General features: G+C 72.7%; 25 protein-coding genes. 15 read left to right on the forward strand and 10 right to left on the reverse strand.

The features are described from left to right. Positions 1 to 88 precede the first annotated feature (88 nt). The gene (locus ACIBTV_RS15755) at positions 89 to 778 is read right to left on the reverse strand and encodes a TIGR03089 family protein (protein WP_396705374.1); all 690 of its coding nucleotides are present in this window, start codon (positions 776 to 778) and stop codon (positions 89 to 91) included. 155 nt (positions 779 to 933) lie between these two features. On the opposite strand from ACIBTV_RS15755, the gene ACIBTV_RS15760 reads away from it, so the two are divergent. Both ACIBTV_RS15760 and ACIBTV_RS15765 read left to right on the forward strand, forming a co-directional pair. Next, positions 934 to 2,079, forward strand: a complete 1,146-nt coding sequence (locus ACIBTV_RS15760) for a glycosyltransferase family 4 protein (RefSeq protein ID WP_396705376.1) — start codon at positions 934 to 936, stop codon at positions 2,077 to 2,079. A 61-nt stretch (positions 2,080 to 2,140) separates the two neighbouring features. After that, on the forward strand, positions 2,141 to 3,229 hold the full coding sequence (locus tag ACIBTV_RS15765; protein ID WP_396705378.1) for a mannose-1-phosphate guanylyltransferase: 1,089 nt from the start codon (positions 2,141 to 2,143) through the stop codon (positions 3,227 to 3,229). On the opposite strand, the gene ACIBTV_RS15770 is transcribed toward ACIBTV_RS15765, so the two are convergent. Continuing rightward, complete coding sequence (locus ACIBTV_RS15770; protein WP_396705380.1) at positions 3,198 to 3,800, reverse strand: NUDIX hydrolase; 603 nt, start codon at positions 3,798 to 3,800, stop codon at positions 3,198 to 3,200. The genes ACIBTV_RS15765 and ACIBTV_RS15770 overlap by 32 nt on opposite strands. Before the next feature lie 39 nt (positions 3,801 to 3,839). Between ACIBTV_RS15770 and ACIBTV_RS15775 the strand changes: the two genes are divergently transcribed. Together ACIBTV_RS15775 and ACIBTV_RS15780 are read left to right on the forward strand one after the other, a co-directional pair. Then, positions 3,840 to 4,886: a hypothetical protein gene (locus ACIBTV_RS15775; protein ID WP_396705382.1), complete on the forward strand. Its 1,047-nt coding sequence runs from the start codon at positions 3,840 to 3,842 to the stop codon at positions 4,884 to 4,886. A gap of 346 nt (positions 4,887 to 5,232) precedes the next feature. Beyond that, positions 5,233 to 6,237, forward strand: coding sequence for an ArsR/SmtB family transcription factor (locus tag ACIBTV_RS15780; RefSeq protein ID WP_396705384.1), 1,005 nt, complete (start codon positions 5,233 to 5,235; stop codon positions 6,235 to 6,237). A gap of 12 nt (positions 6,238 to 6,249) precedes the next feature. Here ACIBTV_RS15780 and ACIBTV_RS15785 read toward each other — a convergent pair whose 3' ends face one another. Both ACIBTV_RS15785 and cofD read right to left on the reverse strand, forming a co-directional pair. Next, entirely contained in the window at positions 6,250 to 7,344 is a 1,095-nt protein-coding gene (locus tag ACIBTV_RS15785; protein WP_396705386.1) for a coenzyme F420-0:L-glutamate ligase, read from the reverse strand. Then, positions 7,341 to 8,288 (reverse strand): 2-phospho-L-lactate transferase, encoded by a 948-nt coding sequence (gene cofD / locus ACIBTV_RS15790; protein WP_396705388.1) that lies wholly within the window; start codon positions 8,286 to 8,288, stop codon positions 7,341 to 7,343. Before cofD ends, ACIBTV_RS15785 begins: the two co-directional genes overlap by 4 nt. Positions 8,289 to 8,387: 99 nt before the next feature. Between cofD and ACIBTV_RS15795 the strand changes: the two genes are divergently transcribed. The 3 genes from ACIBTV_RS15795 (at position 8,388) to ACIBTV_RS15805 (ending at position 12,992) form a co-directional block, all read left to right on the forward strand. Further along, entirely contained in the window at positions 8,388 to 9,371 is a 984-nt protein-coding gene (locus ACIBTV_RS15795) for a hypothetical protein (protein ID WP_396705390.1), read from the forward strand. Positions 9,372 to 9,529: 158 nt separating this feature from the next. Next, positions 9,530 to 12,037: a bifunctional FO biosynthesis protein CofGH gene (locus ACIBTV_RS15800; RefSeq protein WP_396705392.1), complete on the forward strand. Its 2,508-nt coding sequence runs from the start codon at positions 9,530 to 9,532 to the stop codon at positions 12,035 to 12,037. Positions 12,038 to 12,734: 697 nt separating this feature from the next. Then, a complete protein-coding gene (locus ACIBTV_RS15805; protein WP_007455784.1) occupies positions 12,735 to 12,992 on the forward strand; it encodes a WhiB family transcriptional regulator in 258 nt (85 codons plus the stop codon). A 138-nt stretch (positions 12,993 to 13,130) separates the two neighbouring features. On the opposite strand, the gene ACIBTV_RS15810 is transcribed toward ACIBTV_RS15805, so the two are convergent. Then, positions 13,131 to 13,580, reverse strand: a complete 450-nt coding sequence (locus ACIBTV_RS15810) for a metallopeptidase family protein (RefSeq protein WP_074316962.1) — start codon at positions 13,578 to 13,580, stop codon at positions 13,131 to 13,133. A gap of 165 nt (positions 13,581 to 13,745) precedes the next feature. Here ACIBTV_RS15810 and ACIBTV_RS15815 point away from each other — a divergent pair, with 165 nt between their 5' ends. Next, on the forward strand, positions 13,746 to 14,108 hold the full coding sequence (locus tag ACIBTV_RS15815; protein WP_396705395.1) for a DUF3499 domain-containing protein: 363 nt from the start codon (positions 13,746 to 13,748) through the stop codon (positions 14,106 to 14,108). 13 nt (positions 14,109 to 14,121) lie between these two features. Here the strand turns inward: ACIBTV_RS15815 and ACIBTV_RS15820 are convergent, their stop codons facing one another. From ACIBTV_RS15820 to ACIBTV_RS15835, 4 genes are all read right to left on the reverse strand, one after another. Further along, positions 14,122 to 14,478, reverse strand: a complete 357-nt coding sequence (locus ACIBTV_RS15820; RefSeq protein WP_396705398.1) for a nitroreductase/quinone reductase family protein — start codon at positions 14,476 to 14,478, stop codon at positions 14,122 to 14,124. Between the two features lie 112 nt (positions 14,479 to 14,590). Next, complete coding sequence (locus ACIBTV_RS15825; RefSeq protein WP_396705774.1) at positions 14,591 to 15,967, reverse strand: NAD(P)/FAD-dependent oxidoreductase; 1,377 nt, start codon at positions 15,965 to 15,967, stop codon at positions 14,591 to 14,593. Between the two features lie 5 nt (positions 15,968 to 15,972). Further along, positions 15,973 to 17,319, reverse strand: coding sequence for an aspartate aminotransferase family protein (locus tag ACIBTV_RS15830; protein WP_396705400.1), 1,347 nt, complete (start codon positions 17,317 to 17,319; stop codon positions 15,973 to 15,975). 203 nt (positions 17,320 to 17,522) lie between these two features. Further along, a complete protein-coding gene (locus tag ACIBTV_RS15835) occupies positions 17,523 to 18,035 on the reverse strand; it encodes an Lrp/AsnC family transcriptional regulator (protein ID WP_396705403.1) in 513 nt (170 codons plus the stop codon). A 209-nt stretch (positions 18,036 to 18,244) separates the two neighbouring features. Here ACIBTV_RS15835 and ACIBTV_RS15840 point away from each other — a divergent pair, with 209 nt between their 5' ends. The 7 genes from ACIBTV_RS15840 (at position 18,245) to ACIBTV_RS15870 (ending at position 25,633) form a co-directional block, all read left to right on the forward strand. Beyond that, positions 18,245 to 19,429: an extracellular solute-binding protein gene (locus ACIBTV_RS15840; protein WP_396705404.1), complete on the forward strand. Its 1,185-nt coding sequence runs from the start codon at positions 18,245 to 18,247 to the stop codon at positions 19,427 to 19,429. A gap of 21 nt (positions 19,430 to 19,450) precedes the next feature. Beyond that, the gene (locus tag ACIBTV_RS15845; RefSeq protein WP_396705406.1) at positions 19,451 to 20,602 is read left to right on the forward strand and encodes an ABC transporter ATP-binding protein; all 1,152 of its coding nucleotides are present in this window, start codon (positions 19,451 to 19,453) and stop codon (positions 20,600 to 20,602) included. After that, on the forward strand, positions 20,599 to 21,510 hold the full coding sequence (locus ACIBTV_RS15850) for an ABC transporter permease (protein ID WP_396705408.1): 912 nt from the start codon (positions 20,599 to 20,601) through the stop codon (positions 21,508 to 21,510). The genes ACIBTV_RS15845 and ACIBTV_RS15850 overlap by 4 nt, the downstream gene beginning before the upstream one ends. Beyond that, positions 21,507 to 22,376 carry an ABC transporter permease gene (locus ACIBTV_RS15855; RefSeq protein ID WP_396705410.1) on the forward strand — a complete coding sequence of 290 codons (870 nt, stop codon included), beginning with the start codon at positions 21,507 to 21,509 and terminating at the stop codon, positions 22,374 to 22,376. Before ACIBTV_RS15850 ends, ACIBTV_RS15855 begins: the two co-directional genes overlap by 4 nt. A gap of 85 nt (positions 22,377 to 22,461) precedes the next feature. Further along, positions 22,462 to 23,883, forward strand: coding sequence for an NAD(P)/FAD-dependent oxidoreductase (locus ACIBTV_RS15860; protein ID WP_396705412.1), 1,422 nt, complete (start codon positions 22,462 to 22,464; stop codon positions 23,881 to 23,883). After that, positions 23,883 to 25,085 (forward strand): saccharopine dehydrogenase family protein, encoded by a 1,203-nt coding sequence (locus ACIBTV_RS15865; RefSeq protein WP_396705414.1) that lies wholly within the window; start codon positions 23,883 to 23,885, stop codon positions 25,083 to 25,085. Before ACIBTV_RS15860 ends, ACIBTV_RS15865 begins: the two co-directional genes overlap by 1 nt. Then, a complete protein-coding gene (locus tag ACIBTV_RS15870; protein ID WP_396705416.1) occupies positions 25,082 to 25,633 on the forward strand; it encodes a hypothetical protein in 552 nt (183 codons plus the stop codon). Before ACIBTV_RS15865 ends, ACIBTV_RS15870 begins: the two co-directional genes overlap by 4 nt. 142 nt (positions 25,634 to 25,775) lie before the next feature. Here the strand turns inward: ACIBTV_RS15870 and ACIBTV_RS15875 are convergent, their stop codons facing one another. Beyond that, a complete protein-coding gene (locus tag ACIBTV_RS15875; RefSeq protein WP_396705418.1) occupies positions 25,776 to 26,624 on the reverse strand; it encodes an endonuclease domain-containing protein in 849 nt (282 codons plus the stop codon). Positions 26,625 to 26,930: the final 306 nt, after the last annotated feature.

The following is a 26,930-nucleotide window of genomic DNA, read 5'->3' on the forward strand; positions in this document are numbered from 1 at the left end:
GGACTCACCGGTCCAAGGGGTGGGAGTGCTCACTCGCCCGCAGCTACCGGACATCGAGTCTGCCTCCCGACTGACCCGACACCTCCCATTAGGGGAGGGTCTTGGTGGTTTTTTCGGATTGTTGGCGGTTCTCGAGGCGGGACTCGTCGAGGTTGCCGCAGAGGACGACGGTGGCGTTGGCGGTCAGGGGAGCGAGCAGCCAGTCCACCGGGTCGGCGTAGCGGGCCGCATCGACCAGCACCCGGTCGCCGGCGTCGAGGCCGAACTCCGCCGCCCGCGTCCGGGCCCGCGTCAGCAGTTCCCGTTCGGCCGGCCCGCCGGTCGGGACCGGCGTGAAGTGGTCACCGTGGGTGCGTACCTCCACCACGTAGTCCACGAAGCCCGGCGGCACCTCCCGCAGCGGCATGGCGAACGGGGCCAGCGCGAGCGCGTACCGCTCGTTCGCCGGCCACGCGGGCGCCTCGTCGACGCGGTCCGCGGCGGCGAAGAGCACCTCGACCGGACCGGGGGCTTCGGCCACGGTGAGCCCGGCCGACCAGCAGCCCAGCAGCACCGCGGCGGTTTGCCAGTGCGGCGGCAGGAGCACCCCGGCGCGGTCGTCGGGCCCCACGGCCAGCTCGTCGACGAGCAGGTTGGCGGTTTTCGCCACCCAGTTCGCGAGAGTCGCGCCGGACAGTTCCGTGCGTTCGCCGGTGGCGTCGTCGTACCAGGTGAGCAGCGGTCGGGTCGGGTCGGTCGCCACCGCGTCGGCGAACACCCGGGCAATGTTCTCGGCCATCGGGGCGAACGATACGCCCCCGTGGCACGTACTCGATGACGATGACAAGTCGGCGTACGGTCGGGTCGCAGTCAACGTCCGGGGTCGGCTCCGGCGTAGGCTTACCCCCCGACGTGTTGTTCCCCACAGATCCATCAGCTTCAAGGAGTCGCCCCGTGACCGCCGGTCGCCCGCCCCGCGTGCTCATCGACGCCACGAGTGTCCCCGCCGACCGTGGCGGCGTCGGTAGATACGTCGACGGCCTGCTCGGCGCCCTCGGCAAGGTGTGCGGCACAGCCGTGGAGCTCGCGGTGGTGAGCCTGCGGACGGACCTGGAGCGTTACACGCGGATGCTGCCCGGGGCCGAGATCATTCCCGCGCCCGCCGCCGTCGCGCACCGACCCGCCCGGCTCGCCTGGGAGCAGACCGGGTTGCCGCTGCTGGCCCAGCAGGTCGGGGCCGAGGTGCTGCACTCGCCCTTCTACACCTGCCCGCTGCGGGCGGGTTGTCCGGTCACGGTGACGGTGCACGACGCGACCTTCTTCACCGAGCCGGAGCACTACGACAAGTCCCGCCGCACCTTCTTCCGCAGCGCCATCAAGACCTCGCTGCGCCGCGCCGACCGGGTGATCGTGCCGAGCAAGGCCACCCGTGACGAGCTGATCCGGCTGCTGGACGCCGACCCGACCCGGATCGACGTGGCCTACCACGGTGTCGACCACGCGGCCTTCCACGCCCCGACCGAGGAGGAGAAGGCCCGGGTGCGGGCGCGGCTCGGGCTGGGCAGCAGCAGCTACATCGCGTTCCTGGGCGCCAAGGAGCCGCGCAAGAACGTCCCCAATCTGATCCGCGGCTGGGCGCGGGCCGTGGCCGACCGGCCCAACCCGCCCGCGCTGGTCGTGGCCGGTGGCCAGGGGCACGACGACGACATCGACCGGGCGGTCGCCGAGGTGCCCTCGCACCTGCGCCTGCTGCGCCCGGGCTACCTCCGCTACGCGGACCTGCCCGGTTTTCTCGGTGGCGCGCTGGTCGCGGCCTACCCGTCCTACGGGGAGGGTTTCGGCCTGCCGATCCTGGAGGCGATGGCGTGCGCCGCGCCGGTGCTCACCACCCCGCGGCTCTCGCTGCCCGAGGTCGGCGGTGACGCGGTGGCGTACACGAGCGAGGACCCAGACCAGATCGCCACCGACCTGACCGTCCTGCTGGACGACGAGCCGCGCCGGTTGGCCCTGGCCAAGGCCGGTTTCGATCGGGCCAAGGAGTTCACCTGGGAGTCCAGCGCCGAGGTCCACATCGCGGCATGGAGCCGGGCGCGCGCCTGATGCCCCGGATGGGCCCGCTATCCGCCCATCCGGCCGTGCGCCGGTCGGGCATGATGTGCTGATGCTTTACGCGGTCATCCCGGCTGGCGGCAGCGGCACACGACTGTGGCCGTTGTCCCGGGCCGGGCACCCCAAGTTCCTGCACCCGCTCACCGGGTCCGCCGCCTCCCTGCTCCAAGCCACGGTGGAGCGGCTGGCGCCGCTGACCACACCGGAGCGGACGCTGGTGGTCACCGGGGCCGCGCACGTGGCGGCGGTGGCACGGCAGCTCACCGGCCTGCCCGAGGAGAACATCCTGGTGGAGCCGTCGCCGCGCGACTCCTGCGCGGCGATCGCGCTGGCCGCCGCGGTGATCGCGTTGCGTGACCCGGACGCGGTGATGGGTTCGTTCGCCGCCGACCACCTCATCGGTGACCCGCTGCGCTGGGCGGAGACGGTCCGCGAGGCGATGCGGGGCGCCGAGCGTGGGCTGCTCATGACGGTGGGCATCACCCCCACCCGACCGGAGACCGGTTACGGCTACCTCGAGTGCGGTGAGCTGCTCGGCGACGGTCAGCTGCGCATGGTCGCCGAGTTCAAGGAGAAGCCGGCGGCGGAGGTGGCCGAGGCGTACGTGCGCTCCGGCCGGCATCTCTGGAACGCCAGTATGTTCGTGTGGCGGGTGGATGTCTTCCTCGCCGAGCTGGCGCGCCAGCAGCCGGCCCTGCACGCCGGTGTCACCGCGATCGCGTCCGCCTGGGGCACCACCGAGCAGGACGACGTCCTCGGCGCGGTCTGGCCGACCCTGCCGAAGATCTCCGTCGACTACGCGGTGATGGAGGGCGCGGCGACAGCCGGCCGGGTGGCCACCGTGCCGGGCGACTTCGGCTGGAACGACGTCGGCGACTTCCACACCCTCGGCGACGTGCTGCCGGCCGACCCGGCCGGCAACGTGGTGCTCGGCGGGGCGAAGCCGGGTGTGCTGCTGCGGGACAGCAGCGGCCTGGTGGTGTTGCCGCACTCGGGCCGGCTGGTGGCGGCCATCGGGCTGCGCGACCTCATCGTGGTGGACACACCGGACGCGGTGCTGGTCTGCCCCCGCGACCGGGCCCAGGACGTGAAGGCCGTCGTCGACGAGCTCAAGGAGCGGGGCGAAGAGGACTACGTCTGAGGGCCGCGCGGGCCGGCGCGACGAGCCGTGCCGTCCCGCCCGCCAGCGGCTCGGGCAGGTGGTCCGGCGGGAACCAGCCGAGCGCGGCCGACTCGTCGCTGACCCGCTCCACCGCCCCGACCGGGGCGAGCACCGCGAACCGGACGTCGTAGTGCAGTGAGCCGCCCTGACAGCTGACCGGGTGGATGTCCACGTCGATCGGCACCGGGTCGATCAGCAGGCCGGGGATGCCGGACTCCTCGGTCGCCTCGCGTAGGGCGGCGTCAGCGAGCGTACGGTCGCCGGGCTCGCAGTGCCCGCCGAGCTGCACCCAGCGTCGCAGCTTGCCGTGCAGACAGAGCAGCACCCGGCTGCCGCCGGCGTCGAACACCAGCACGCTGGCGGTGACGTGCCCGGGGCGGTGGGCGCGGCTCATCGCCACCGGCCCGGCGTCGAGCAGCGCGCGGGTGCGGTCTGCGGCGACGCCGGCGCTGCGACTGGTCGGGGTCCACCGGTCGAGCAGCGCGATCGCGTCGGCGTGCAGGTCCGCGTACGTGTCGGCCGGTGCGGTCGCGGTCGAGGCGTCGGGCATGGCGACACTCTACGAGCCGGCCCCGCCTACGCTGGCCGGGTGACCCTGCGACTCGTGGAGTTCGTCGTCGGCGGCAACGAGGCGAGCGACCTGCTGCCCGTACGGTCGGCGGCGCTGCTGCGCGCCCACGACGCGCGCCGTGGCTTCTGGACGGTGTTGGACGAGGGGCCGGTCGAGCGGTGCCTCGCCCTGCTGCTGGAGCGCGCGGACGGCGTCTGGATGTCGCACCTCGTCGCCGCCGACGCCGGCGCGGAGAACGGCCGCACCGAGGACGGTGAGGCGCTCGCCCACCACGACGGCTGGGTTTATGTCTTCGGGTCGCACTTCGGCTCCAAGTCCGGACCGTTGCGGCCCCGCCGGGCGTTCGTCGCCCGCTTCCGGGAGGACGACGCCGCGACGGGCCCGGTGCCACTGCAGGTGGTGCGGAACCGGTTCCGCGTGCACCGGGCGGTCAACGACGCGCTCGCCGGCGCGGCGCTCACCCCGCTGCCGCCGGGCGAGCGGGTGCGTGCCCGCTTCATCGTGGAGACGCTGGCCCGGGGCACCGCCCGGGCGAAGAGTTGGGTGAGCCGGCTGACCCCGGACGACCTGCCGCTGAACGTGGAGGCGGCGGCGTTCACCCCGACCGGGACGGTGCTGCTCGGGCTGCGCTTCCCGGTCACCACGGACGGCGAGCCGATCCTGGTGGAGTTGGCCGGTGTGCCGGCCATGTTCGAGGGGCGGCCCGCGTGGCCGCGGGCGCTGCGGGCGTACGCCCTGACCGGGGTGACACCGCCCGGCGCGCTGACCGGCTTCCGGGCGATCGCGCCGACCGACGACGGCGGCTACGCGGCGGTGATCGGCTCGATCGACGCGCTGGGCAAGGGCTCGGTGCTGCTCGACGACCACCCCAAGGGCGGTGACGTCACGTCCCGGCACGTCCGCTTCCGGCTGCCCGCCGACCCGGCGGCGCAGGGGCACCTGCTGCCCGGGGAGGTGGTGGCCGACCTCGCGCCGTTCCACCACGTGGAGGGTCTGGCCGAGTTGTCCGGACAGTGCTTCTACGTCACGGACGAGGATCACCGGGTGGCGCTCTGGGTGGCCTGAGCGGGTCTCGCCCGGCGTGGCGACGGCGGCCGGTCGGGCGGTGCGCCGCCGGGCGTGCGATCGGTGGGTGGCCGATGTGCCGGCGGTGCGGCCGGGCGGCACCCCTGCGGAGCAAGGGCCGCAGACCCTCGTGGTGCCGCCCGGTCGCCGGCCCTCCCCGGCCCCGGTGCCCGGTGTCGATGCGCGTTGGACGCGCCCGACACCATTCGTGGGCAGTCGAAGCATGCCCAACCGGGCCCGGGGGCGTCGAGGTTTTTCAGCCCACGCTTAAAGATGGAGATAACTGCCGGCCGGTAGAGTGCGAAAGGTCGCCCGGTAGCCCTCGCCGGGTGAGCGGGAGCGCACCATGCTGAAGATCTACTTTTCTGGGGAGGACATCCTCCGGACCAGGGTGGCGCCGGCCGCCGACCCGGTCTGGGAGCTGGTCCTGAGCCTGCACCTGTTGCAGGGCCGGAGCCGGGATCCGCTCATGGCGACCTGGCGCCGGACGGTGGCCCGTGGGCTGCGCCAGGACGGCGCCTCGGACCAGCTGCGCCTCCTGTTCGCGCTGAACCCGCCGCGCGGCTACTTCCCCGACTTCCTCACCCCGTACGCGAGCGTCGGCGGCTTCGAGGCGGGGCTGGAGGCCGTCCGCAGGACACCCGTTCCGCTGCTGCATCGGGACCTGACCGTGCTCGCCGGGGAGAACCCGCTTCCGTCGTCGGCGGGAGCGCTGGCCCGGGGCGAGCCGGACGTGCTGCGGATGCTGACCGACTCGATGGAGCAGTACCGGTCGCTGGCGATCAGCCCGTACTGGACGCGGATCCAGGCGGCCGTCGAGGCGGACCGGAGCCGTCGGGCCCGCGCCCTGCTCGACGGCGGCGTGGAGGGGCTGCTCAACAGCCTGCGGCCCGCGATGCGCTGGGACGCCGGCCTGCTGGAGGTCCGCGACTATCCGCACAGTCGTGAGCTGCACCTCGACGGTCGAGGGCTGCTGCTGGTGCCGTCGTTCTTCTGCGCGCGTACGCCGGTGGCGCTGCTCGATCCGGCGTTGCCGCCGGTCCTGGTCTACCCGGTCGACCGGCTGGGTGGGCTGGTGCCCGCCGGGGGTGACGGCGGCGGGTCGACCGGGGCGATGCCGGGCCACGAGGCACTGGCGGCGCTGCTGGGTCGTACGCGGGCGGCGGTGCTGGAGGTCAGCGACGACGGCTGCACCACCGGCGAGATGGCCCGGCGGCTGAACATCTCGGCGGCGGCGGCGAGTCAGCACGCGACGGTGCTGCGCAACGCGGGGCTGCTGGTCAGCCACCGGGACCGCAACACCGTCCTGCACACCCTGACCCCCCTGGGCCGAGCCGTTCTCAAGGCCTGACCCCGTGGGGTGTCAGAGGGCCAGGGCGGCGCTCGCGGTGCTGCCGGCGGGCGGGGGCAGCAGGAGGGAAGGGACGCCCTCCACCGCCAGGGCGACGCGCAGCCGGTGCACGTCGGCGCCGAAGCGGACCAGGTCGGTCGTGTCCACCGGGGTCGGCGGCGAGCCGAGGACCAGGGTGGTGGCCCGGGCCGGCCAGCCGGGCACCGCGGCGACCAGACCCGCGCGTACGTCGTCGTCGTCGGCGACCAGGGTGAACACCGTGCCGGGCGCGACGACGGCGGCCACCGCGTCGATCGCCCGACGCACCGCGGCCGGGTCGGCGGGCGTGTCGCCGAGGCCGTCCGGCAGGGTCACGGCGGCGACGAGGCCGGCGGTCCGCGCCTCGGCCGTGCCGAGCGAGAACAGGTCCTGCGCGGCGTCCCGGACCAGGACGGCGGCGCCGGCCTCGTCCTCGTCGGGCCGGGTGCCGGTCAGGTAACCGCGCACCACGGCCACCGGCACCTGGTCGATCTTGCCCTTGATCAGCTCACCGGCGGCGGCCAGCTCGTCGACCACCGCCATCTGGGTCAGCTGGAGCTCGTTGCCGTACGGGTCGACCTCGCCCCGGTGATCGCGGAGGGCGGAGATGCCGGCCACGCCGAGCGCCACGTCGGTCAGCCCGTTGCGCCAGGGCCGACCCATGGTGTCGCTGATGACCACGGCGACGTCGAGGTCGTAGCGCTCGCGCAACGCCGCGCGCAACGCCCGGGCAGAGGCGTCCGGATCCTTCGGCAGCAGCACCAACCGGGTCTTGTCGACGTTCGACGCGTCGATCCCCGCCGAGGCCATCACGAAGCCGTGGTGGGTCTGCACGATCCGCGTCGCGCCCCGGGTGGCGACCACCCGGGCGGTCTCCGCCGCCAGCACCTCGTCCCGGACGGTCTGCCGCTCCGGCCCGTCCGCCGGGACGTCGACGAGCTGCCCCTCCGCCTTCGAGACGATCTTGCTGGTGACCACCAGCACGTCGCCGTCCCGCAGCCAGGGCGCGGCGGTGGCGATCAGCGCCGCCAGGTCGTCGCCCTCCGACACGTGGCCGATGCCCAGCACCGGCAGGATCTCCAGCCTCACCGCAACTCCACCGCGGCGCGGACCATCGCCGCCGTCGCCGCCTCGTCGGTCATCCGCAGCGGGACCGCGCGGACCGTCACCTCGGGCACCAGCGTGCCCTCGTCCTCCTCGGCGACCAGCCAGCCGTCCAGCAGGCCACCCGCCGACCGGGCGCCGTAGAGGCCGCCCACCCCGGCGGCGCTGCACTCGACGCCCAGCACCGCCAGGCAGCGGTCGGCCATCCCCCGCACCGGGGCCCCGCCGATGATCGGCGAGACGCCCACCACCGGTGCCGGACCGTCGATCACCGCCTCCCGCAGGCCGGGCACGGCCAGGATCGGCGCGATGCTCACCACCGGGTTGCTCGGTGCCACCAGCACCACGTCGGCCGAGGCGACGGCGTCCAGCACACCGGGCGCCGGCTTGGCGGTCTCCGCGCCGACGAAGACGAACCGGTGCGTCGGAACGTCCGCCCGGTACCGCACCCACCACTCCTGGAAGTGGATCGCCCGCTGGCCGCCGTCGAGGTCCACCACCGCGTGCGTCTCCAGGCGCTCGTCCGTCGCGGGCAGCAGGCGTACGCCGGGCTGCCAGCGGGTCGTCAGCGCCTCGGTCACGGCGGAGAGCGGGTAACCGCCGTTGAGCATGGTCGTGCGCACCAGGTGAGTGGCGATGTCCTTGTCGCCCAGCCCGAACCAGGACGGCTCCGCCCCGTACGCGGCCAGCTCCGACTTGACCGTCCAGCTCTCCCCGACGCGCCCCCAACCGCGCTCCGGGTCGGCGCCCCCGCCCAGGGTGTACATGACACTGTCCAGGTCCGGGCAGATCTTCAGGCCGTGCAGCCAGAGGTCGTCGCCGACGTTGACGACGGCGGTCACCTCGGCGCCCACCTGCCGGGCGTACGCCCGCACCCCGACCAGGAACCGGGCGCCTCCGATGCCGCCCGCGAGAACCACGATGCGCATACCGACCATCCTCGCGCACGCGACGCCTGCGGTCCGCCGCTGGTCGGGGAGACTAGGCTCACGTCGGCAACTGTCCGCTTTCGCCCCCAGGGAGAGCACGTGACCAGCCCCGCCGAGCCCGCGTCCAGGGACGCGTCGCAGGCCCGCCAGCTGACCAAGCCGCTACGCGAACTGGCCGCGCTCGTGCTGCTCGGCGCGAACGCCGTGCTGCTCTTCGTCGGCCTTCTCCGCCTGCTGACCCCGACCGACTACGGCACCTTCACCGGGCGGGCGGGGGACGCGTACTTCGCGTTCGTCGGCCTCCAGGCGGTGGCGCTGCCGGTGCTGGCCGTGCTGCTCGCCACCCACCTCCAGCCGGTGGTGCCGAAGGCGAAACTGATCACCCAGGTGGCGCTCGTCGAGTACGCGGCCAGCGCCGTGTTCGGCGCCCTCACGTTCCTGATCTGGATGGTCGGCCGGCTCGCCGAGGGTGAGCTGCTCGACGTCCTGTTCGGCCTGCTCACCCGGCTGGCGTGGTTCGCGATCTTCGCCGTCGCCGCGTACGTGGTCGTCACGATCTGGCGGGCCTGGTACTACGTGCCGAAGCCCAAGTCGGAGCCCGGCGTGTACGGGTCGCCGCAGCCCGGCTGGCCGCAGCAGCCCGGCGGCTGGCCCGGCGTCGGCCAGCCCGGGGGTCCCGTTCCGGGCCAGCCCGGTGCCGGCCAGCCCCACGGGTACCCGGCCCCGAACCAGCCCGGCGGTTGGGCGGCGCCGAGCCAGCCCGGCGGCTACCCGGTGACGCCGCACACCGGCCAGCCCGGGGCGTACGGCCAGCCGGTCCCGCCGTTCGGCGCGACCCCGCAGTCGGCGCCGCCGTTCAATCCCACGCCGCAGTCGGCGCCGCCGGCCAACCCGGCGCCGCCGTTCGGGCAGCCGCCGTCGGCCGACCCGACCCAGGCCATCCCGCGCCAGCCGGCCGAGCCCACCCAGGCCATCCCGCGCGAGCCGGCCGAGCCCACCCAGGCCATTCCGCGTCCCACGGACGGCGAGAGCGACCGCACCCAGCGCATCAACCCGGGCGACGACCCCGAGACCCCACGCTGACGCGCGCCCGCTGACCCGCGAAGAGTGGCCGCACCGGGTCCGGCCACTCTTCGCGGACACGGGCCCTCGACAGCGACGGGCGGCCCTCGTACCTGTGAACGGGGCCGCTCAACGTGGGGGCGGCGCGTGCCGCTCCGATCAACGCCTAGGCTGAGCGGATGGTTGATCGCACCGATTCCGGCCCGACCGAGGCGACTGTCCGCCGGGCATTGCGCCGGGCCGAGACCGGTCGGGCACTGGACGTCGACGAGGCGACCGCGCTGCTCGGCGCCCGCGGCGAGAGCCTGGACGAACTCCTCGCCGTCGCCGGCGGGATCCGCGACGCCGGGCTGCGCGAGGCCGGGCGGCCGGGCGTCGTCACGTACTCCAAGAAGGTCTTCATCCCGCTGACCCGGCTGTGCCGGGATCGCTGCCACTACTGCACCTTCGCCACCGTGCCGCACCGGCTGCCGGCTGCCTACCTGGAGAAGGACGAGGTCCTGGCGATCGCCCGGGAGGGCGCGGCGCAGGGCTGCAAGGAGGCGCTGTTCACCCTCGGTGACCGGCCGGAGGAGCGCTGGCCGGCGGCCCGGCAGTGGCTCGACGAGCGGGGCTACGACTCCACCCTGGACTACCTGCGGGCCTGCGCGGTGGCGGTGCTGGAGGAGACGGGGCTGCTGCCGCACCTCAACCCGGGCGTGCTCTCCTGGTCGGAGCTGCAGCGGTTGAAGCCGGTGGCGCCGAGCATGGGCATGATGCTGGAGACCACGGCGACGCGGCTGTGGTCGGAGCCGGGTGGCCCGCACTTCGGTTCGCCGGACAAGGAGCCGGCGGTGCGGCTGCGCGTGCTCGACGACGCGGGCCGCGTCGGCGTGCCGTTCACCACCGGCATCCTGATCGGCATCGGCGAGACCCACGCGGAGCGGGTCGACGCGATCTTCGCGATGCGCCGCGCGCAGCGGGAGTACGGCCACCTCCAGGAGGTGATCGTGCAGAACTTCCGCGCCAAGCCGGACACGGCGATGCGCGGCATGCCGGACGCGGAGTTGCACGATCTGGCCGCCACGGTGGCGGTGGCCCGGGTGCTGCTCGGCCCGCGGGCGCGCATCCAGGCCCCGCCGAACCTCATCGAGGGCGAGTACGACCTGCTTCTGCGCGCCGGCATCGATGACTGGGGTGGGGTGTCACCGCTGACCCCCGACCACGTGAACCCGGAGCGCCCCTGGCCGCACCTGGACGACCTGGCCCGGCGTACGGCGGAGGCCGGTTTCACCCTGCGGGAGCGGCTGACCGTCTACCCGGAGTACGTCCGGGCCGGCGACCCGTGGCTCGACCCGCGGCTGCTCGCGCACGTCACCGCGCTGGCCGACCCGGAGACGGGCCTGGCGGTCGAGGACGCCCGTCCGGTCGGCCGTCCGTGGCAGGAGCCGGACGAGGTGTTCGGCGGGCGTACCGACCTGCACGTCACCATCGACACCGCCGGTCGCACGACGGATCGCCGGGGCGACTTCGACAGCGTCTACGGCGACTGGGCGGAGGTGGCCACGAAGGTGACCGCCGCGCCGGCCGGTGCCGGCGACCACGATCTGCGGGCCGCGCTGCGGCTGGCCGCCGACGACCCGGCCGCGTTGCTGGAGCGCCGGCACACCGACGCCGCGCTGGCCCTGTTCGGCGCGGACGGGCCGGCGCTGGACGAGCTCTGCCGGCTCGCCGACGACGTGCGGCGGGCGACCGTCGGCGACGACGTGACGTACGTGGTCAACCGCAACATCAACTTCAGCAACGTCTGCTATGTGGGCTGCCGGTTCTGCGCCTTCGCCCAGCGGGAGCGGGACGCGGACGCGTACCGGCTCTCGGTGGACCAGGTGGCCGACCGGGCCGAGGAGGCGTGGGCGGCCGGCGCGACGGAGGTGTGCCTGCAGGGCGGCATCGACCCGAAGATGCCGGTCACCGGCTACGCCGACATCGTGCGGGCGATCAAGGCGCGCGTGCCGGGGATGCACGTGCACGCGTTCTCGCCGATGGAGATCGTCACCGCGGCGGCGAAGGCCGGCGTGCCGGTGCGGGAGTGGCTGACGCAGCTGCGCGAGGCCGGCCTGGACACCATCCCGGGGACCGCCGCCGAGATCCTCGACGACGACGTCCGCTGGGTGCTGACCAAGGGCAAGCTGCCGGCCGCCGCCTGGGTCGACGTGGTCAGCACGGCCCACGAGCTGGGCATCCGCTCCAGCTCCACGATGATGTACGGCCACGTCGACCACCCGGGGCAGTGGCTGGCGCACTTCCGCGTCCTGGCCGACGTGCAGGACCGCACGGGGGGCTTCACCGAGTTCGTGGCGCTGCCGTTCGTGCACACCAACGCCCCGATCTACCTGGCCGGCATCGCTCGCCCGGGGCCGACGTGGCGGGAGAACCGGGCGGTGCACGCCATGGCCCGGCTGCTGCTGCACGGGCGGATCGACAACATCCAGTGCTCGTGGGTGAAGCTCGGCGACGCCGGCACGGTGGCGATGCTCCAGGGTGGCTGCAACGACCTGGGCGGCACGCTGATGGAGGAGACCATCTCCCGGATGGCCGGGTCCGCGAACGGGTCGGCGCGTACGGAGGAGCAGTTGCGGGCGATCGCCGAGGCGGCCGGGCGACCGGCGCGTCGGCGTACCACCGCGTACGGTCACGTGCACGGCTGAGATCGAACCTTTCCGTTGCGGCGGCCGTACCCCCGGTCGACGCACGCGACGGTGCGGGATCGTCGGGTGCGGGGCGGCACCTTCCACAGTGCCGTCTGTCCGGACCTGCCCGCCGGTCGCTATACCGTCTGGTGGGACGAGCGCACACCCGCCGGGACGGTCTCCGTCGATGAGGGAGCGATCGCCGAGTTCACCTGGCCGGGCGGCATCCGGGGGAGTTCCGGCTGACTCGGGAACGCCGTCCGTGCGCCGCGTCCTGTCCACATGGTGGGCGGGGCGTGGTCGCTGTTTCCCGCTCGACGGGCGGTCTCGCCCGACTCGCGTTAACCTGTGCCACCAAGATCAGCATTGCGGTCGTGACCGTCCCCCGTGGCGGGTCGAAGGCTGCTCGACACGGGTCCGGACGGGGGCGCCACGGGAGAAAACTCCGGCAACTCGCCGGAGAGGGCGTTACTCGGCCGGGGTCTGAATCGATAGGGCAGGTTGCGAGGGCCGGGTGGTCAGGTGGCCGTCCGGGGCGTGTCGGGAGGGCGACTCCATTATCAAGTTTGGCTTGACGGCGCACGCATTACACGCGTGTAATTTGAATGGGGTTGTTCGCACGGAACGCATCAAAACGGGACCGGACGGACAGGCACGCCTTTCGCGTGGGGGGTTGCAGCGGCGATGACGCCGGTGCGCGACAAGGAGGCATTTGATGGACGGCCAGCTTGAGGTGGCCGACCTGCTCGGAAACGCGCCGGAGTGGCAGGAGCGAGCGCTGTGCTCGCAGACCGACCCCGAGGCGTTCTTTCCCGAGAAGGGCGGTTCGACCCGCGAGGCGAAGCGGATCTGCTCGCGGTGTGAGGTCAAGACGGAGTGCCTGGAATACGCTCTCGGCCACGATGAGCGGTTCGGGATTTGGGGTGGGCTCTCCGAGCGGGAACGGCGGAAGCTGAAGCGGCGGGCCGCCTGACCGACGGTCGGGCCGGGGCGGTGGGGGCCGCCCGGGTTCAGACCGGTCGCCGGCGTCGAGCCGGCACGACGGCGTTCAGCGGCCCGGTGGGGGCCGGGCCGCTCACGCCAGCCGGACAGCGCAGGCCAGCCACGGTGTTCACGCCAGCTCGTCCGGGTCGACCCCGAGCAGGTTCGCCACCTGCTCGATGATCACGTCGTGCACCAGGTCGGCGAGGTCCTCGCGGTCCATCGCCCGGAACTCCAACGGCCGGCGGTAGAGCACGATCCGGGGCGGCACCTCCTGCCGGCCCGGCCGGCCGGGCAGGAGCCGGGCCAGCGGCACCTCGCCGTCCTCCAGCACGTCGGAGTCGTACACGTTCAGGTCGGGCGGGACGTCCTCCACCGCGAACTCGACCCCGGCCAACTCCTTGGCGAACCGGCGCTCCAACGTCTCGACCGTGTCCAGGACCAGGTCGTCGAAGACCTCGGCCTTCGTCCGGGCCAGCGGCACGGTCGCCGGTACCAGCCGTCCGCGCAGGCCGCGGCCGTGCCGGTCGCGGTGCGCGCGCCGGCCGGAGCCGGGGCGGCGGTGTTCCGGGCTCGTCATGAGGCAAAGGGTAGCCCCCGCGCCGGCCTGGCCTGCGGCAGCGCCGCCGGTCGGGCGCGCCGGAGTCGGGACGGCCCGCCGGGCGCCGCAACTGTGATCACCATGACGGGCGTGTCGCAACGCGAAGCGGTGCGCTGGAGCCGGTAATGGAGATACCCTGCCGCCGTGAGGTCACCACGGCGCTGCTCCCGTAACGGCTGCCCCCGGCAAGCGGTCGCCACATTGACCTATGTCTACAACGAGTCGACCGCCGTGGTCGGGCCGCTGGCCGCCTTCGCCGAGCCCCACACCTACGACCTCTGCGAGCCGCACGCCCGCAGCCTGACCGCCCCCCGGGGCTGGGACGTGGTGCGTCACGAGGGCGAGTTCGAGCCGCCGCCGCCCACCACCGACGACCTGGTCGCCCTGGCCGAGGCGGTCCGTGAGGCGGCCCGGCCGACTCCCCGTCCGCCGGAGGACGACCAGGACCCGCAGGCGCACTCGACGGGCCGTCGCGGCCACCTGCGGGTCATCCCCCCGAACGTCTGACCGGGGGCCGGTCTCAGCCGAGCGGCACCTGCACGGCGACGTCGTGCTTCGGGTAGTAGCTCGCCACCTGGTCCGCGCCGTACTTGTCGCGGAACATCGCCACCACGTGGTCGACCTGGTCCGGTTCGGTGATCGGGGTCGCGGGCGCGCTCACCGAGGTCCCGTTCGCGGCCACCTGGACCATCGGCGTCCGGCGGACGTTCTTGTACCAGTGGCTGTCCGAGCCGGTCACCGGCACGAGGAACATGCTCTGCTCCTCCTGCACGAACCACACCGGCCGGCTGATCTGCCGGCCGCTCTTGCGTCCCGTCACCGTCAGCTCGATCTCCTGCTGGCCGTCGAACGCGGCCATGACCGCCTCCGTGCTCATGCTGGCCTCCCTCCGGATGCTCCTGCCTGTCAGGCTAGGGAGCCGACGGCCGCGGGGGTGCCGGTTCCGGAAAGGGACGTCGGGGTGGCCCCGGGGCGCCGGCGGCCCGGGATCAGTGGCCGAGGAAGCGGCCGAAGACCGCCGCGCGGCGGGCAGGACGGCCGGTGCGAGCCTCCGCCGCGTCCGCCGAGGCCATGACCCGCAGGCCGGCGTTCACCGCGAGCCAGCGCAGCGGCTCCGGCTCCCAACGTGGGGACCGGTGCCCCACCCAGGGCAGCGCGGTCAGGTCACTCGCCACGCCCCGGATCAGGTCGGCCAGCGTACGGCCGGCGAGGTTCGTGGTCGAGACGCCGTCGCCGACGTACCCGCCCGCCCAGGCGAGACCGGTCGTCCGGTCCAGCCTCACCGAGGCCGTCCAGTCCCGGGCCACCCCGAGCGGCCCGCCCCACCGGTGGGTCACCGGCACGTCCGGCCCGAGCACCGGGAAGAGTTCGCCGAGCGTACGACGCAGCGCGTCGAAGACCGCCGGCTCCCGGTCGTAGCCGGGCCGGACCCGTGACCCGAAGTGGTAGGGGGCGCCCCGGCCGCCGAAGGCCAGCCGACCGTCCGCCGTGCGCTGCCCGTAGATGATCACGTGCCGATGGTCGGAGAACGTCTCCCGGGCGGCCAGCCCGATCCGCGCCCAGGTCTGCGGGGGCAGCGGCTCGGTGGCCACCATCAGCGAGTAGACCGGCGCCACGGCACGCCGCAGCCCCGGCAGCCCCGCCGTCCAGCCCTCGGTGGCCCGCACCACCACGGGCGCGCGAACCACCCCCGCGGGGGTGACGGCGGCGCCCGGCCGGAGCTCGCGGACCGGGGTGCGCTCGTGGATGGTCACCCCGAGCCGCTCGACCGTCCGGGCCAGCCCCCGCACCAGCTTCGCCGGGTGCACGGCCGCGCAGTGCGGCGTGTACGTCCCGCCGCGTACGCCCTCGGCGCCGCAGCGGGCCGCGGCCTCGCCGGCGTCGAGCAGCGCGAGATCGTCGGGGCCGAAGCCGAAGGCCCGCGACTCCTCGACCCCGGCGCGGGCGCGGCCGAGCTGGGCGTCGGTGCGGGCGAGCACGACCGTTCCGCCCGACGCCCAGTCGCAGTCGATGCCCTCGGCCGCGACGACCCGACCGACCTCACGCACGGTCTCCCGCATCGCCCGCCGCATCGCGATCGCCGCGTCCCGGCCGTGCCGACGGGCCAGGCCGGTCAGCGAGGTGGGGAAGAGCGCGGAGCACCAGCCGCCGTTGCGGCCGGACGCCCCGTAACCCGCGATCTCCCGCTCCAGTACGACGACGCGCAGGGTGGGGTCGGCGGACGCCAGGTAGTAGGCCGTCCACAGCCCGGTGTAGCCGGCGCCCACGATCGCCACGTCCGCGTCGGTGTCGCCGGGCAGCGCCGGGCGCGGTGTCAGCGGCTCGTCCACGGTGGACAGCCAGTACGACAGCTCCTGGTAGGACACGGCGGTCAGAGACGCTGCCACGCCTCGGTGAGCACGGCCCGGAGGATCTGCTCGATCTCGTCGAACTGCTGCTGGTCGGCGATCAGCGGCGGGGCGAGCTGCACCACCGGGTCGCCGCGGTCGTCGGCGCGGCAGTAGAGCCCGGCCTGGAACAGCGCGGTGGAGAGGAAGCCGCGCAACAGGCGCTCCGACTCGGCCTCGTCGAACGTCGCCCGGGTGGTCTTGTCCTTCACCAGCTCGATGCCGTAGAAGTAGCCGTCGCCCCGGACGTCCCCGACGATCGGCAGGTCGTTGAGCTTCTCCAGGGTGGCGCGGAACGCCCCCTCGTTGGCGCGGACGTGCCCGACCAGATCCTCCCGGGCGAAGACCTCCAGGTTGGCCAGGGCCACCGCGCAGGAGACCGGGTGACCGCCGAACGTCACCCCGTGGGCGAACATGCCGGTCTCGGTGAGGAAGGGCTCCATCAGCCGGTCGCTGGCGATCATCGCGCCGAGCGGGGCGTAGCCGGAGGTGATGCCCTTCGCGGTGGTGATGATGTCGGGCTGGTAGCCGTAGCGGACGGCGCCGAAGTACTCGCCGAGCCGACCCCAGGAGCAGATCACCTCGTCGGAGACGAGCAGCACGTCGTACGCGTCGCAGATCTCGCGAACCCTCTCGAAGTAGCCGGGTGGCGGCGGGAAACAGCCGCCGGAGTTCTGCACCGGCTCCAAGAAGACCGCGGCGACGGTGTCCGGTCCTTCCCGCTCGATCGCGCGCCCGATCTCGTCGGCGGCCCACCGGCTGAACGCCTCGGGGGAGTCGCCGTGCTCCGGCGCCCGGTAGAAGTTGGTGTTCGGCACCTTGATGCCGCCGGGCACCAGCGGCTCGAAGTCGCTCTTGATGCCGGGCAGGCCGGTGATGGACAGGGCGCCCATGGAGGTGCCGTGGTAGGCGATGTAGCGGCTGACCACCTTGTGCTTGTTGGGCAGCCCGGTGCGCTTGAAGTAGGCGCGGGCGAGCTTCCAGGCCGCCTCGACCGCCTCCGAGCCGCCGGTGGTGAAGAAGACCCGGTTGAGGTCGCCCGGGGTGAGCGTGGAGATCTTCTCGGCCAGCTCGACGGCCTTGGGGTGGGCGTACGACCAGAGCGGGAAGTAGGCCAGCTCGGCCGCCTGCTTGGCGGCGGCGTCGGCGAGCTCGGTGCGCCCGTGGCCGGCGTTGACGACGAACAGGCCGGCCAGCCCGTCCAGGTAGCGGCGGCCCTGCGAGTCCCAGACGTACGCTCCCTCGCCGCGCACGATCGTCGGCACCTCGGCGGCGGAGTAGCTCGCCATCCGGGTGAAGTGCATCCAGAGGTGGTCGGTGGCGTTGGCCATGTCAGCCCCATCGGTCTCGGGCCGGTCAGGGGGACGTACCGGCCGCTCTGCCAACGGTTATCGCACAGCCCAGCCGCTCCTGGCAAGTGGGATCGGTGGCGTGTGACTGATATGGCAACGGATTCAGCGAGTGGTTCCCCTGGCCGCAACGAATTCCGTACCACCCGTTTGCGGCCGTCGGGAGCCCTCGCCGCCGCCCCGCGTCAGGCGGTGCCCCAGGTGTAGGTCTGCTTGCGGAGCTTGAGGTAGACGAACGCCTCGGTGGAGAGCACGCCCTCGACGGCCCGCAGTCGTTGCAGGATCTCCAGCAGGTGGTCGTCGTTGCGGCAGACCACCTCGGTGAGCAGGTCGAACGAGCCGGCGGTGATCACCACATAGTCGACCTCCTCCAGCTCGGCGAGGCGGTCGGCCACCGCCTCGAGGTCGCCGTCGGTGCGCAGGCCGATCATCGCCTGGCGCGGAAAGCCGAGCTGGAGCGGGTCGGTGACCGCGACGATCTGCATGACGCCGGCGTCGAGGAGTCGCTGCACCCGCTGCCGCACGGCCGCCTCGGAGAGCCCGACCGCCTTGCCGATGGTCGCGTACGGGCGGCGGCCGTCCTCCTGGAGCTGCTCGATGATCTGCTTGGCCACGTCGTCGAGCAGAGCGTGACTGGCGCCGTCGCGCACGGCGAGCCGCCGTCCGCCGTTGCCGCTCTCCTGCTGCCGGTTGGTCATCGACCGCTCCCCATGTCCGTTGCCGCGCGGTTAGCCTAGTGCCTCGCGCAGTCTGGCGTATTTCGTCGTCAAGAGCTAATCCCGCAACGGAATCCCTTGTAAGGAGGGTCACCCCATGTCAGGATCAGTCCTCCATCGCACTCGACCCTCCCGCCGGCTGCGTCACCCCCGTCCCCGCCGCCGACGATGACCCCTAAAGGAGTCGTCACATGCGTAGTCCCCTCCGGCCCCTCTCCCGGCGTGGTCTGCTCACCGGCACCCTCGGCTCGGCCGCGCTGCTCGCCGCCGGCGGCTCGCTGGCCGGCTGCGGCACGAAGGGCGCACAGCAGACCGAGGCCGGCTGCGTGAGCGAAGACCTCTCCGGCACCGAGAAGAAGCTCGCCTTCTCCAACTGGCCGCAGTACATGGACGTGGACGACAAGGACGAGTCGAAGCGGCCCACGCTCGACGAGTTCATCGCCAAGTCCGGCATCGAGGTCACGTACACCGAGGACGTCAACGACAACAACGAGTTCTTCGGCAAGGTGCAGAACCAGCTCGCCGGCTGTCAGTCCACCGGGCGGGACATCATGGTGCTCACCGACTGGATGGCCGCCCGCATGATCCGGCTCGGCTGGATCCAGAAGCTCGACAAATCCAAGATCCCGAACGTCGAGGCCAACCTGCTGCCGTCGCTGAAGGGCCGCTCGTTCGACAAGGACAACCAGCTCGCCGTCCCCTGGCAGTCGGGCCTGGCCGGCCTCGCCTACAACGGCAAGGTCACCAAGGAGCTGCGCACCGTCGACGAGCTGCTCACCCGCCCCGACCTCAAGGGCAAGGTGACCGCGCTGTCCGAGATGCGCGACACGATGGGGCTGCTGCTCCAGTCCAACGGCCACGACCCGGCCAACTTCACCGCCGCCCAGTTCGACGACGCGCTCAACAAGCTCAAGAAGGCCGTCGACTCCGGGCAGATCCGCAAGTTCACCGGCAACGACTACGCGCCCGACCTGGCCAAGGGCGACATCGCCGCGTGCGTCGGCTGGTCCGGCGACGTCATCCAGCTCGGCTTCGATGACGAGTCGGTCAAGTTCGTGGTGCCGGAGTCCGGGGTGATGCTCTGGTCGGACAACATGGTGGTCCCCAACAAGGCCACCCACAAGGGCAACGCCGAGCAGCTCGCCAACTACTACTACGAGCCGGCGGTGGCCGCGCGGCTGGCCGCGTACGTGAACTACATCTGCCCCGTCCAGGGTGCCCAGGCCGAGATGGAGAAGCTCGATCCCGAGCTGGCCGCCAACCCGCTGATCTTCCCCGACGAGGCGATGCTCGCGAAGTCCAAGGTGTTCATGGCCCTGGACGAGAAGCAGGAGCGCGAGTACGAAGGCAAGTTCCAGCAGGTCATCGGGGCCTGACGACGGATTGGGCGGACGACAGTGGGACGCGAGACACCGGCCGGCGACCTGCGCCTGGCCAACCTCACGAAGCGGTTCGGCATCTTCACCGCGGTGGACGACCTCAGCCTGACCATCCCGCAGGGCTCCTTCTTCGCCCTGCTCGGCGCGTCCGGGTGCGGCAAGACCACCACCCTGCGCATGATCGCCGGCCTGGAGGAGCCGACCAGCGGCCAGGTGCTCCTCGGTGACCGGGACATCGCCCGGCTGCGGCCCTACAAGCGGCCGGTCAACACGGTGTTCCAGAGCTACGCCCTCTTCCCGCACCTGGACATCGCCGAGAACGTCGCCTTCGGGCTGCGCCGGCGCGGCATCCGCAAGGTCGACGACCAGGTCGAGCGGATGCTCGCCCTGGTGCAGCTCGACGGCTACGGCCGGCGCCGCCCCGCCCAGCTCTCCGGCGGCCAGCAGCAGCGGGTCGCGCTGGCCCGCGCGCTCATCAACCACCCGCAGGTGCTGCTCCTGGACGAGCCGCTCGGCGCGCTCGACCTGAAGCTGCGCCGGCAGATGCAGATCGAGCTGAAGCGCATCCAGACCGAGGTCGGCATCACCTTCGTGCACGTCACCCACGACCAGGAGGAGGCCATGACGATGGCCGACACGGTCGCGGTGATGAACGCCGGCCGGATCGAGCAGTTGGGCGCCCCCGCCGACCTCTACGAGTATCCGGCCACCGCCTTCGTGGCGAACTTCCTCGGCCAGTCCAACCTGCTCGCCGGCGAGGCCGCCGGACCCACCGGCGACGACGTGCCGGTCACCGCGCACGGCACCCGCTACTCGGTGCCCGCCGACCGGGCACGCACCGACCGGGGTCCGGTCCACCTGGGCGTACGCCCGGAGAAGCTGCATCTGGTCGGCTCCGCCGACCAGATCCCCGCCGGCCACCAGCACGTCGCCGGGGTGGTCACCGACGCCTCGTACGTGGGCGTCAGCACCCAGTACCTGCTGCGCACCGCCTGGGGCAGTGAGGTGTCGGTCTTCTCCGCCAACAGCGGCGCGACCGAGCGGCTGCCGGTCGGCACCGAGGCGCTGGCGCACTGGGACCCGCGCCACGCGTTCCTGCTGCCCCGGGAGCCGGGCGAGGCGGACCGGACCACGCCGGTCGTCGACGAACCGGTGGGACTTCCGTCGTGAGCGCCCTGGCGCACGTGCCGACCGGACAGTCGGCGGCGAACCCACCGCCGCCCGCCCGGCGCGGACGCTACCGGTTCCTGCCCTACCTGCTGCTGCTCCCCGGTGCGGCCTGGCTGTTCGTCTTCTTCGCCCTGCCACTGCTGCAACTCGCCGCCGCCAGCCTCTACGACCCCAGCGGCTCACTCTCCACCGGGTACGCGCTGACCTGGGCGTTCGGCAACTACCCGGACGCGCTGTCGGCGTACTGGCCGCAGTTCACCCGATCGTTCCTCTACGCCGGGCTGGCCCTGGTGCTCGCCCTGCTGATGGGCTACCCGCTGGCGTACGCGATCGCCCAGAAGGCCGGGCGGTGGAAGAACCTGCTGCTGGTGTGCGTGGTCGCGCCGATGTTCACCAGCTTCCTGGTGCGCACGTTGGCCTGGAAGACGATCCTGTCCGACAATGGCTGGCTCGTCGGGCTGCTGCGCGACGTCCACCTGCTCGGCCCGGACGGCCGCCTGCTCGCCACCCCGTTCGCGGTGGTGCTCGGCCTCACGTACAACTTCCTGCCGTTCCTGGTGCTGCCGCTGTACGCGAGCCTGGAGCGGCTCGACCACCGGCTGCTGGAGGCGGCGAGCGACCTGTACGCGAGCCCCGTCCACGCGTTCCGGCGGGTGACGCTGCCGCTGTCCATGCCCGGCCTGGTCGCCGGGACGCTGCTCTTCTTCATTCCGGCCAGCGGCGACTACATCAACGCGGAACTGCTCGGCACGCCCAACGAATACATGATCGGCAACGTCATCGACTCGGCGTTCCTGGTCCGGCTCGACTACCCGCAGGGCGCGGCCCTGTCGTTCCTGCTGATGGCGGCGATCCTCGCGGTCGTCTTCGGCTACCTGCGCCGCGCCGGCACGGAGGAGGTGTTGTGACGCACCGCGTCTCCCGGTGGCTCGCCGACCGGTGGGTCCTGCTCGTGGCGCTGCTGGTGCTCGGCTACCTGTCGCTGCCGATCCTGGTGGTGGCCGGCCTGTCGTTCAACCGGCCGTCGAGCCGCCTCTCGTACGACTTCCACGAGTTCACCCTCGACAACTGGCGCAACCCGTGCGCCACCTCCGACATGTGCGACGCGGTCGTGCGCAGCGTCCAGATCGGCTTCCTCGCCACGGTCGTGGCCACCGTCCTCGGGACGCTCATGGCGTTCGCCCTGGCGCGGCACCGGTTCCGCGGCCGGTCCGGCATCAACGTGCTGATCTTCCTGCCGATGGCGACGCCGGAGCTGGTGATGGGCACGTCGCTGCTGGCCCTCTTCGTCGCCGCCGGGGTGCCGCAGGGCTTCTGGACCATCGTCATCGCGCACGTCATGTTCTGCGTCTCGTTCGTGGTGGTGACGGTGAAGGCGCGGCTCGCCGGCATGGACTCGCGGCTGGAGGAGGCCGCGATGGACCTCTACGCCAACGAGTGGCAGACGTTCCGGCGGATCACCCTGCCGCTGGTGCTGCCCGGCATCGTGGCCGCCGCGCTGCTCTCCTTCTCGCTGAGCTTCGACGACTTCATCATCACGAACTTCAACGCGGGCACCACCGTCACGTTCCCGATGTACGTCTGGGGCGCCGCCCAGCGCGGCATCCCACCGCAGGTCAACGTCATCGGCACCGCGATGTTCGCGATCGCGCTGCTGCTCGTGCTCGCCAGCACGCTGCCCGGCCGGCGACGCCAACGCGCCGCCCTGCGGGTGAACCCGGCGGCGGGCGGCAGCGGATCAGGTTCGGCCGGCGAGGCGGAGGCCGTCCGGTGAGCGGCGCGGCGGCAGGCGGTCCGGAGCGCGGCGGCGCGGTGGCCGCCCGTCCGGTGTGCGGTGGCGCGATGGCGCGGCGCGCGTCATGACCGGCCCGCACGCCAGCCGGGCGCTGGCCGACGCGGCGCCCACGCCGTACTGGCTGGACCGCCCGGAGCGCCCCGACCCGCTGCCGCCGCTGCACGGTGGGCACACGGCCGACCTGCTGGTGGTCGGCGGCGGCTACAGCGGGCTGTGGGCCGCGCTGCTGGCCAAGCGGGACGACCCGGGCCGGGACGTGCTGCTGGTCGAGGCGGGCACCTGCGGCTGGGCGGCGTCCGGACGCAACGGCGGCTTCTGCGCCGCCTCGCTCACCCACGGGCTCGCCAACGGCGCCGACCGGTTCCCCGGCGAGATCGGCGAGTTGGAGCGGCTCGGCCGGCAGAACCTGACCGCGATCGCCGCGACCCTCGACGAACACGGCATCGACTGCGACTTCGAACGCACGGGCGAGTTGGCGGTCGCCGTCGAGCCGTACCAGCTCGCCGGGCTCGCCGCCGACGCCGACCTGGCCCGCCGGCACGGACACGACGTGCGGCTGCTCGACCGCGACGAGGTCCGCGCCGAGGTGGACTCGCCGACGTACCTCGGCGGAATGTGGGACCGCGACCGGGTGGCCCTGCTCGACCCGGCCAGACTGGCCTGGGGACTGCGCCGGGCCTGCCTGGACGTCGGGGTGCGGATCGCCGAGCACACCCGGGTGACCGGGCTGCGCCGCGACGGCGGCGCGTTGCGGGCGGCCACCGCCGGCGGCCGGGACGCGGCCCCCGGCAGCGTACGGGCCGGGCGGATGGTGCTCGCCACGAACGCGTTCCCGCCGCTGCTGCGCCGGCTGCGGGCCTGGCTGGTGCCGGTGTACGACTACGCGCTCACCACCGAGCCGCTGACCGCCGCCCAGCGCGCCTCGATCGGCTGGGCCAACCGCCAGGGCATCGCCGACACCGGCAACCAGTTCCACTACTACCGGATCACCGCCGACGGCCGGATCCTCTTCGGCGGGTACGACGCCGTCTACCACTACGGCAACCGGCTGGCCCCGGCGTTGGAGCAGCGTCCGGCGACCTTCGCCACCCTCGCCGACCACTTCTTCACCACGTTTCCGCAGCTGAACGGGGTGCGGTTCAGTCACCGCTGGGGCGGGGTGATCGACACCTGCACCCGGTTCTGCCCGTTCTTCGGCACCGCCTACGAGGGCCGGCTGGCGTACGCGGCGGGCTACACCGGCCTCGGCGTCGGCGCCACCCGGTTCGGCGCGCGGGTGATGCTCGACCTGCTGGCCGGCGACGACACCCCGCTGACCCGGCTCGCCCTCGTGCGCAGCACACCCCTGCCGTTCCCGCCGGAACCGTTCCGCGCGGTCGGCATCAACCTCACCCGCTGGTCGCTCGCCCGTGCCGACGCGCACGAGGGGCGGCGCAACCTCTGGCTCCGTACGCTCGACCGTCTCGGTTTGGGGTTCGATTCCTGATGCGTATCCTGCTCGTCGGCGCCGGTGGCGTCGGCTCCGCCGCCGTATCCATCGCCGCCCGCCGCTCCTTCTTCGACACCATGGTGGTCGCCGATCACGATCTCGACCGGGCGAGCCGCGCGGTCGCCGGCCACGACGCCCGGTTCGTCGCCGCCCGGGTCGACGCGTCGTCGGCCGGCGAGGTCGCCGCGCTCTGCCGGGAGCACCGGATCACCCACGTGCTGAACGCGGTCGACCCACGCTTCGTGCTGCCGATCTTCGAGGGGGCGTACGCGGCCGCCGCGGACTACCTGGACATGGCGATGTCGCTGTCCCGACCGCACCCACGCAACCCCTACGCGGAGACCGGCGTGAAGCTCGGCGACGCCCAGTTCGCCGCCGCCGAGCGGTGGAGCGAAGCCGGCCGCCTCGCCCTCTGCGGCATCGGCGTCGAACCGGGCCTGTCCGACATCTTCGCCCGGTACGCCGCCGACGAACTGTTCACCGAGATCGACGAGATCGGCATCCGCGACGGTGCCAACCTGACCGTCGAGGGCCACGACTTCGCGCCGTCGTTCTCCATCTGGACGACCATCGAGGAGTGCCTCAACCCGCCGGTGGTGTGGGAGGCCGACCGCGGCTGGTACACGACGCCGCCGTTCTCCGAGCCCGAGGTCTTCGAGTTCCCCGAGGGGATCGGCCCGGTCGAGTGCGTCAACGTCGAGCACGAGGAGGTGCTGCTCATCCCGCGCTGGGTCGGCGCCCGGCGGGTCACCTTCAAGTACGGCCTCGGCGACGAGTTCATCGGCGTGCTCAAGACGCTGCACAAGCTCGGCCTGGACTCGACCGCGCCGGTGCGCGTCGGCGGTGTGCAGGTCACCCCGCGCGACGTGGTGGCCGCCTGCCTGCCCGACCCCGCCACCCTCGGCCCGGCGATGCGCGGCAAGACCTGCGCCGGCACGTACGTCACCGGCACCGGCGTCGATGGCCGCCCCCGCCGCGTCTACCTGTACCACGTCGTCGACAACGAGTGGTCCATGACCGAGTACGGCCACCAGGCCGTCGTCTGGCAGACCGCGGTCAACCCGATCGTGGCCCTGGAACTGCTCGCGAACGGCGCGTGGACCGGCGCCGGTGTGCTCGGACCGGAGGCGCTGCCACCCCGACCCTTCCTCGACCTGCTCACCGCCTACGGCTCGCCGTGGGGGATGGAGGAGCGATGAGCCGCTACGGGGCCATGTACGGGCCGGACCTGACCTTCCTCGGCGTACCCGCCTGCGACCTCGGCGACCCCGCCTCCCACGCCGACGCGGACGTGGTCATCGTCGGAGCGCCCTTCGACGGCGGCACCTCGCACCGGCCGGGCACCCGGTGTCCGGCCGGGTTCGTGGGGCGGTGGCGGGGCGGTCATAATCGGCGAATGGCTGCGACTCCCGTCGATCCCCGCCGGACTGATCCGCGCGCAACGATCCTGGTCACCCTGGCCTGGTACGCGACCGCGGTCGTGGCCTTCGCGGCCGGGTCGGCGCTGTTCCCCGGCGCCGTGGCGGAGGGCTGCGGCGAGGAGTGCACCTCGGATCGGGACCGGTGGCTGCTCTTCGGCCTCTACACCCTGACCCCGGCGCTGTTCGTGGCGCTGCTGATCAGCCTCCTGCTGCTCTGGCTGACCGTGAAGCGCGGCCGCCCCCGGTCCGCGTCGGCGGCCGGCACCCTCTCCGCCCTCCCCGTGCTCCTACTGACCACCGCCCTCACCACCCTGGTCCTGCGCTAACCCCCGCCGCTTCCCGCCGCGGCCCGACCCTTCCGCGCGCCCCGCCTTCTCCGGTCGATCATGCAGTTGTGGTGCCAGGTATCGTGCTGATTCGCGCCTTTTGCGAGGCACCACAACTGCATGATCGCCGGCGGAAGAGGGGTCAGCTGCGGAGGAAGAGCGGTTTGAGGGTGGTCAGGATGTGGTCGGGACGGCGGTAGAGGTCCAGGTCGGTGAAGTAGCGCATGCGCCACCCGTTGGCGGCGAGCCAGTTCATCCGCGCCCGGTCGCTCCGCAGGCGGTCACGGGCGAGGTGGGTCCTGCCGTCGTACTCGATCCCGATGAGGCGCTCCCGGTAGCCCAGGTCGAGCCGGTACAGCGGAATGCCGTTCCTGTCCCGCACCCAGACCTGCGGCTCCGGCGCGGGCAGGCCGCCGTCGATCAGTAGGAGCCGCAACTGGCTCTCCTGCCGGCACTCGGAGCGCGGGTCCGCGAGCCGGACCAGCTGCCGCGCCTGGCACACGCCACGCAACCCGCCGTGGAGCGCCACCTCGGCCAGCAGCTCTTCGGGCCGGCACGCGCCCGCCCGCAGGCACAGATCCAGCACCGGCAGTGCGTCCATCCGGCGCAGCGCACGAGTGAGGTCGACCGCGCACCGGGCGGCCGGCGCGCAGGGTAACCCCGCGATCCGGACAGGTGCGCGCACCGGCAGGACGGCCTGGTGTACGACCACGCCCTTGATCCTCGGCACGACCACGCCCGCTGGCACGATCACGTGCACGATGTCATGGGGGTCCCCGAAGCCGTGCAGCCAAGCCCCGGTGGAGTGCCCGAGGACCGTGTCGGCGGGAAGCCGGCGGATGAGTGCCGCGAGGTGATGGCGAGCGTCGGCACCGACGCCGTAGACGCCCCGCGACAGCCGGTCGAACGCTCCGGCGTCGAGACGCTGTCGCACCTGTTCCCTGGTGAGGCCGGCACTGAGAAGGTCCGCGTAGCGGTGCAGCTCTGCCATAACCCGGCACCCTGCCGCGCCAAATCCGCCAAGCAGCCCCCCAGACCCCACCTGTGGACAACAAAAGCCCCTGTGGATAACCCCCCATCCACGCCGCACCCTGCTAGCCCTCACCCAAGCCCCGGTCGATCATGCAGTTGTGGTGCCTCGCAAAAGACGTGAACCAGCACGAATCCTGGCACCACAACTGCAAGATCGCCGGGGTGGCGGGCGGGGTGTTGTGCGGTCTTCGGCGTGACGCGGGTCACGTCCGATAGCTGGCACATCTTGGGGCGATTTGTCCGCTCGGTTGGCGCGTGGAAGATG

Source organism: Micromonospora sp. NPDC049366 (assembly GCF_044466625.1).
Classification (GTDB): Bacteria; Actinomycetota; Actinomycetes; order Mycobacteriales; family Micromonosporaceae; genus Micromonospora.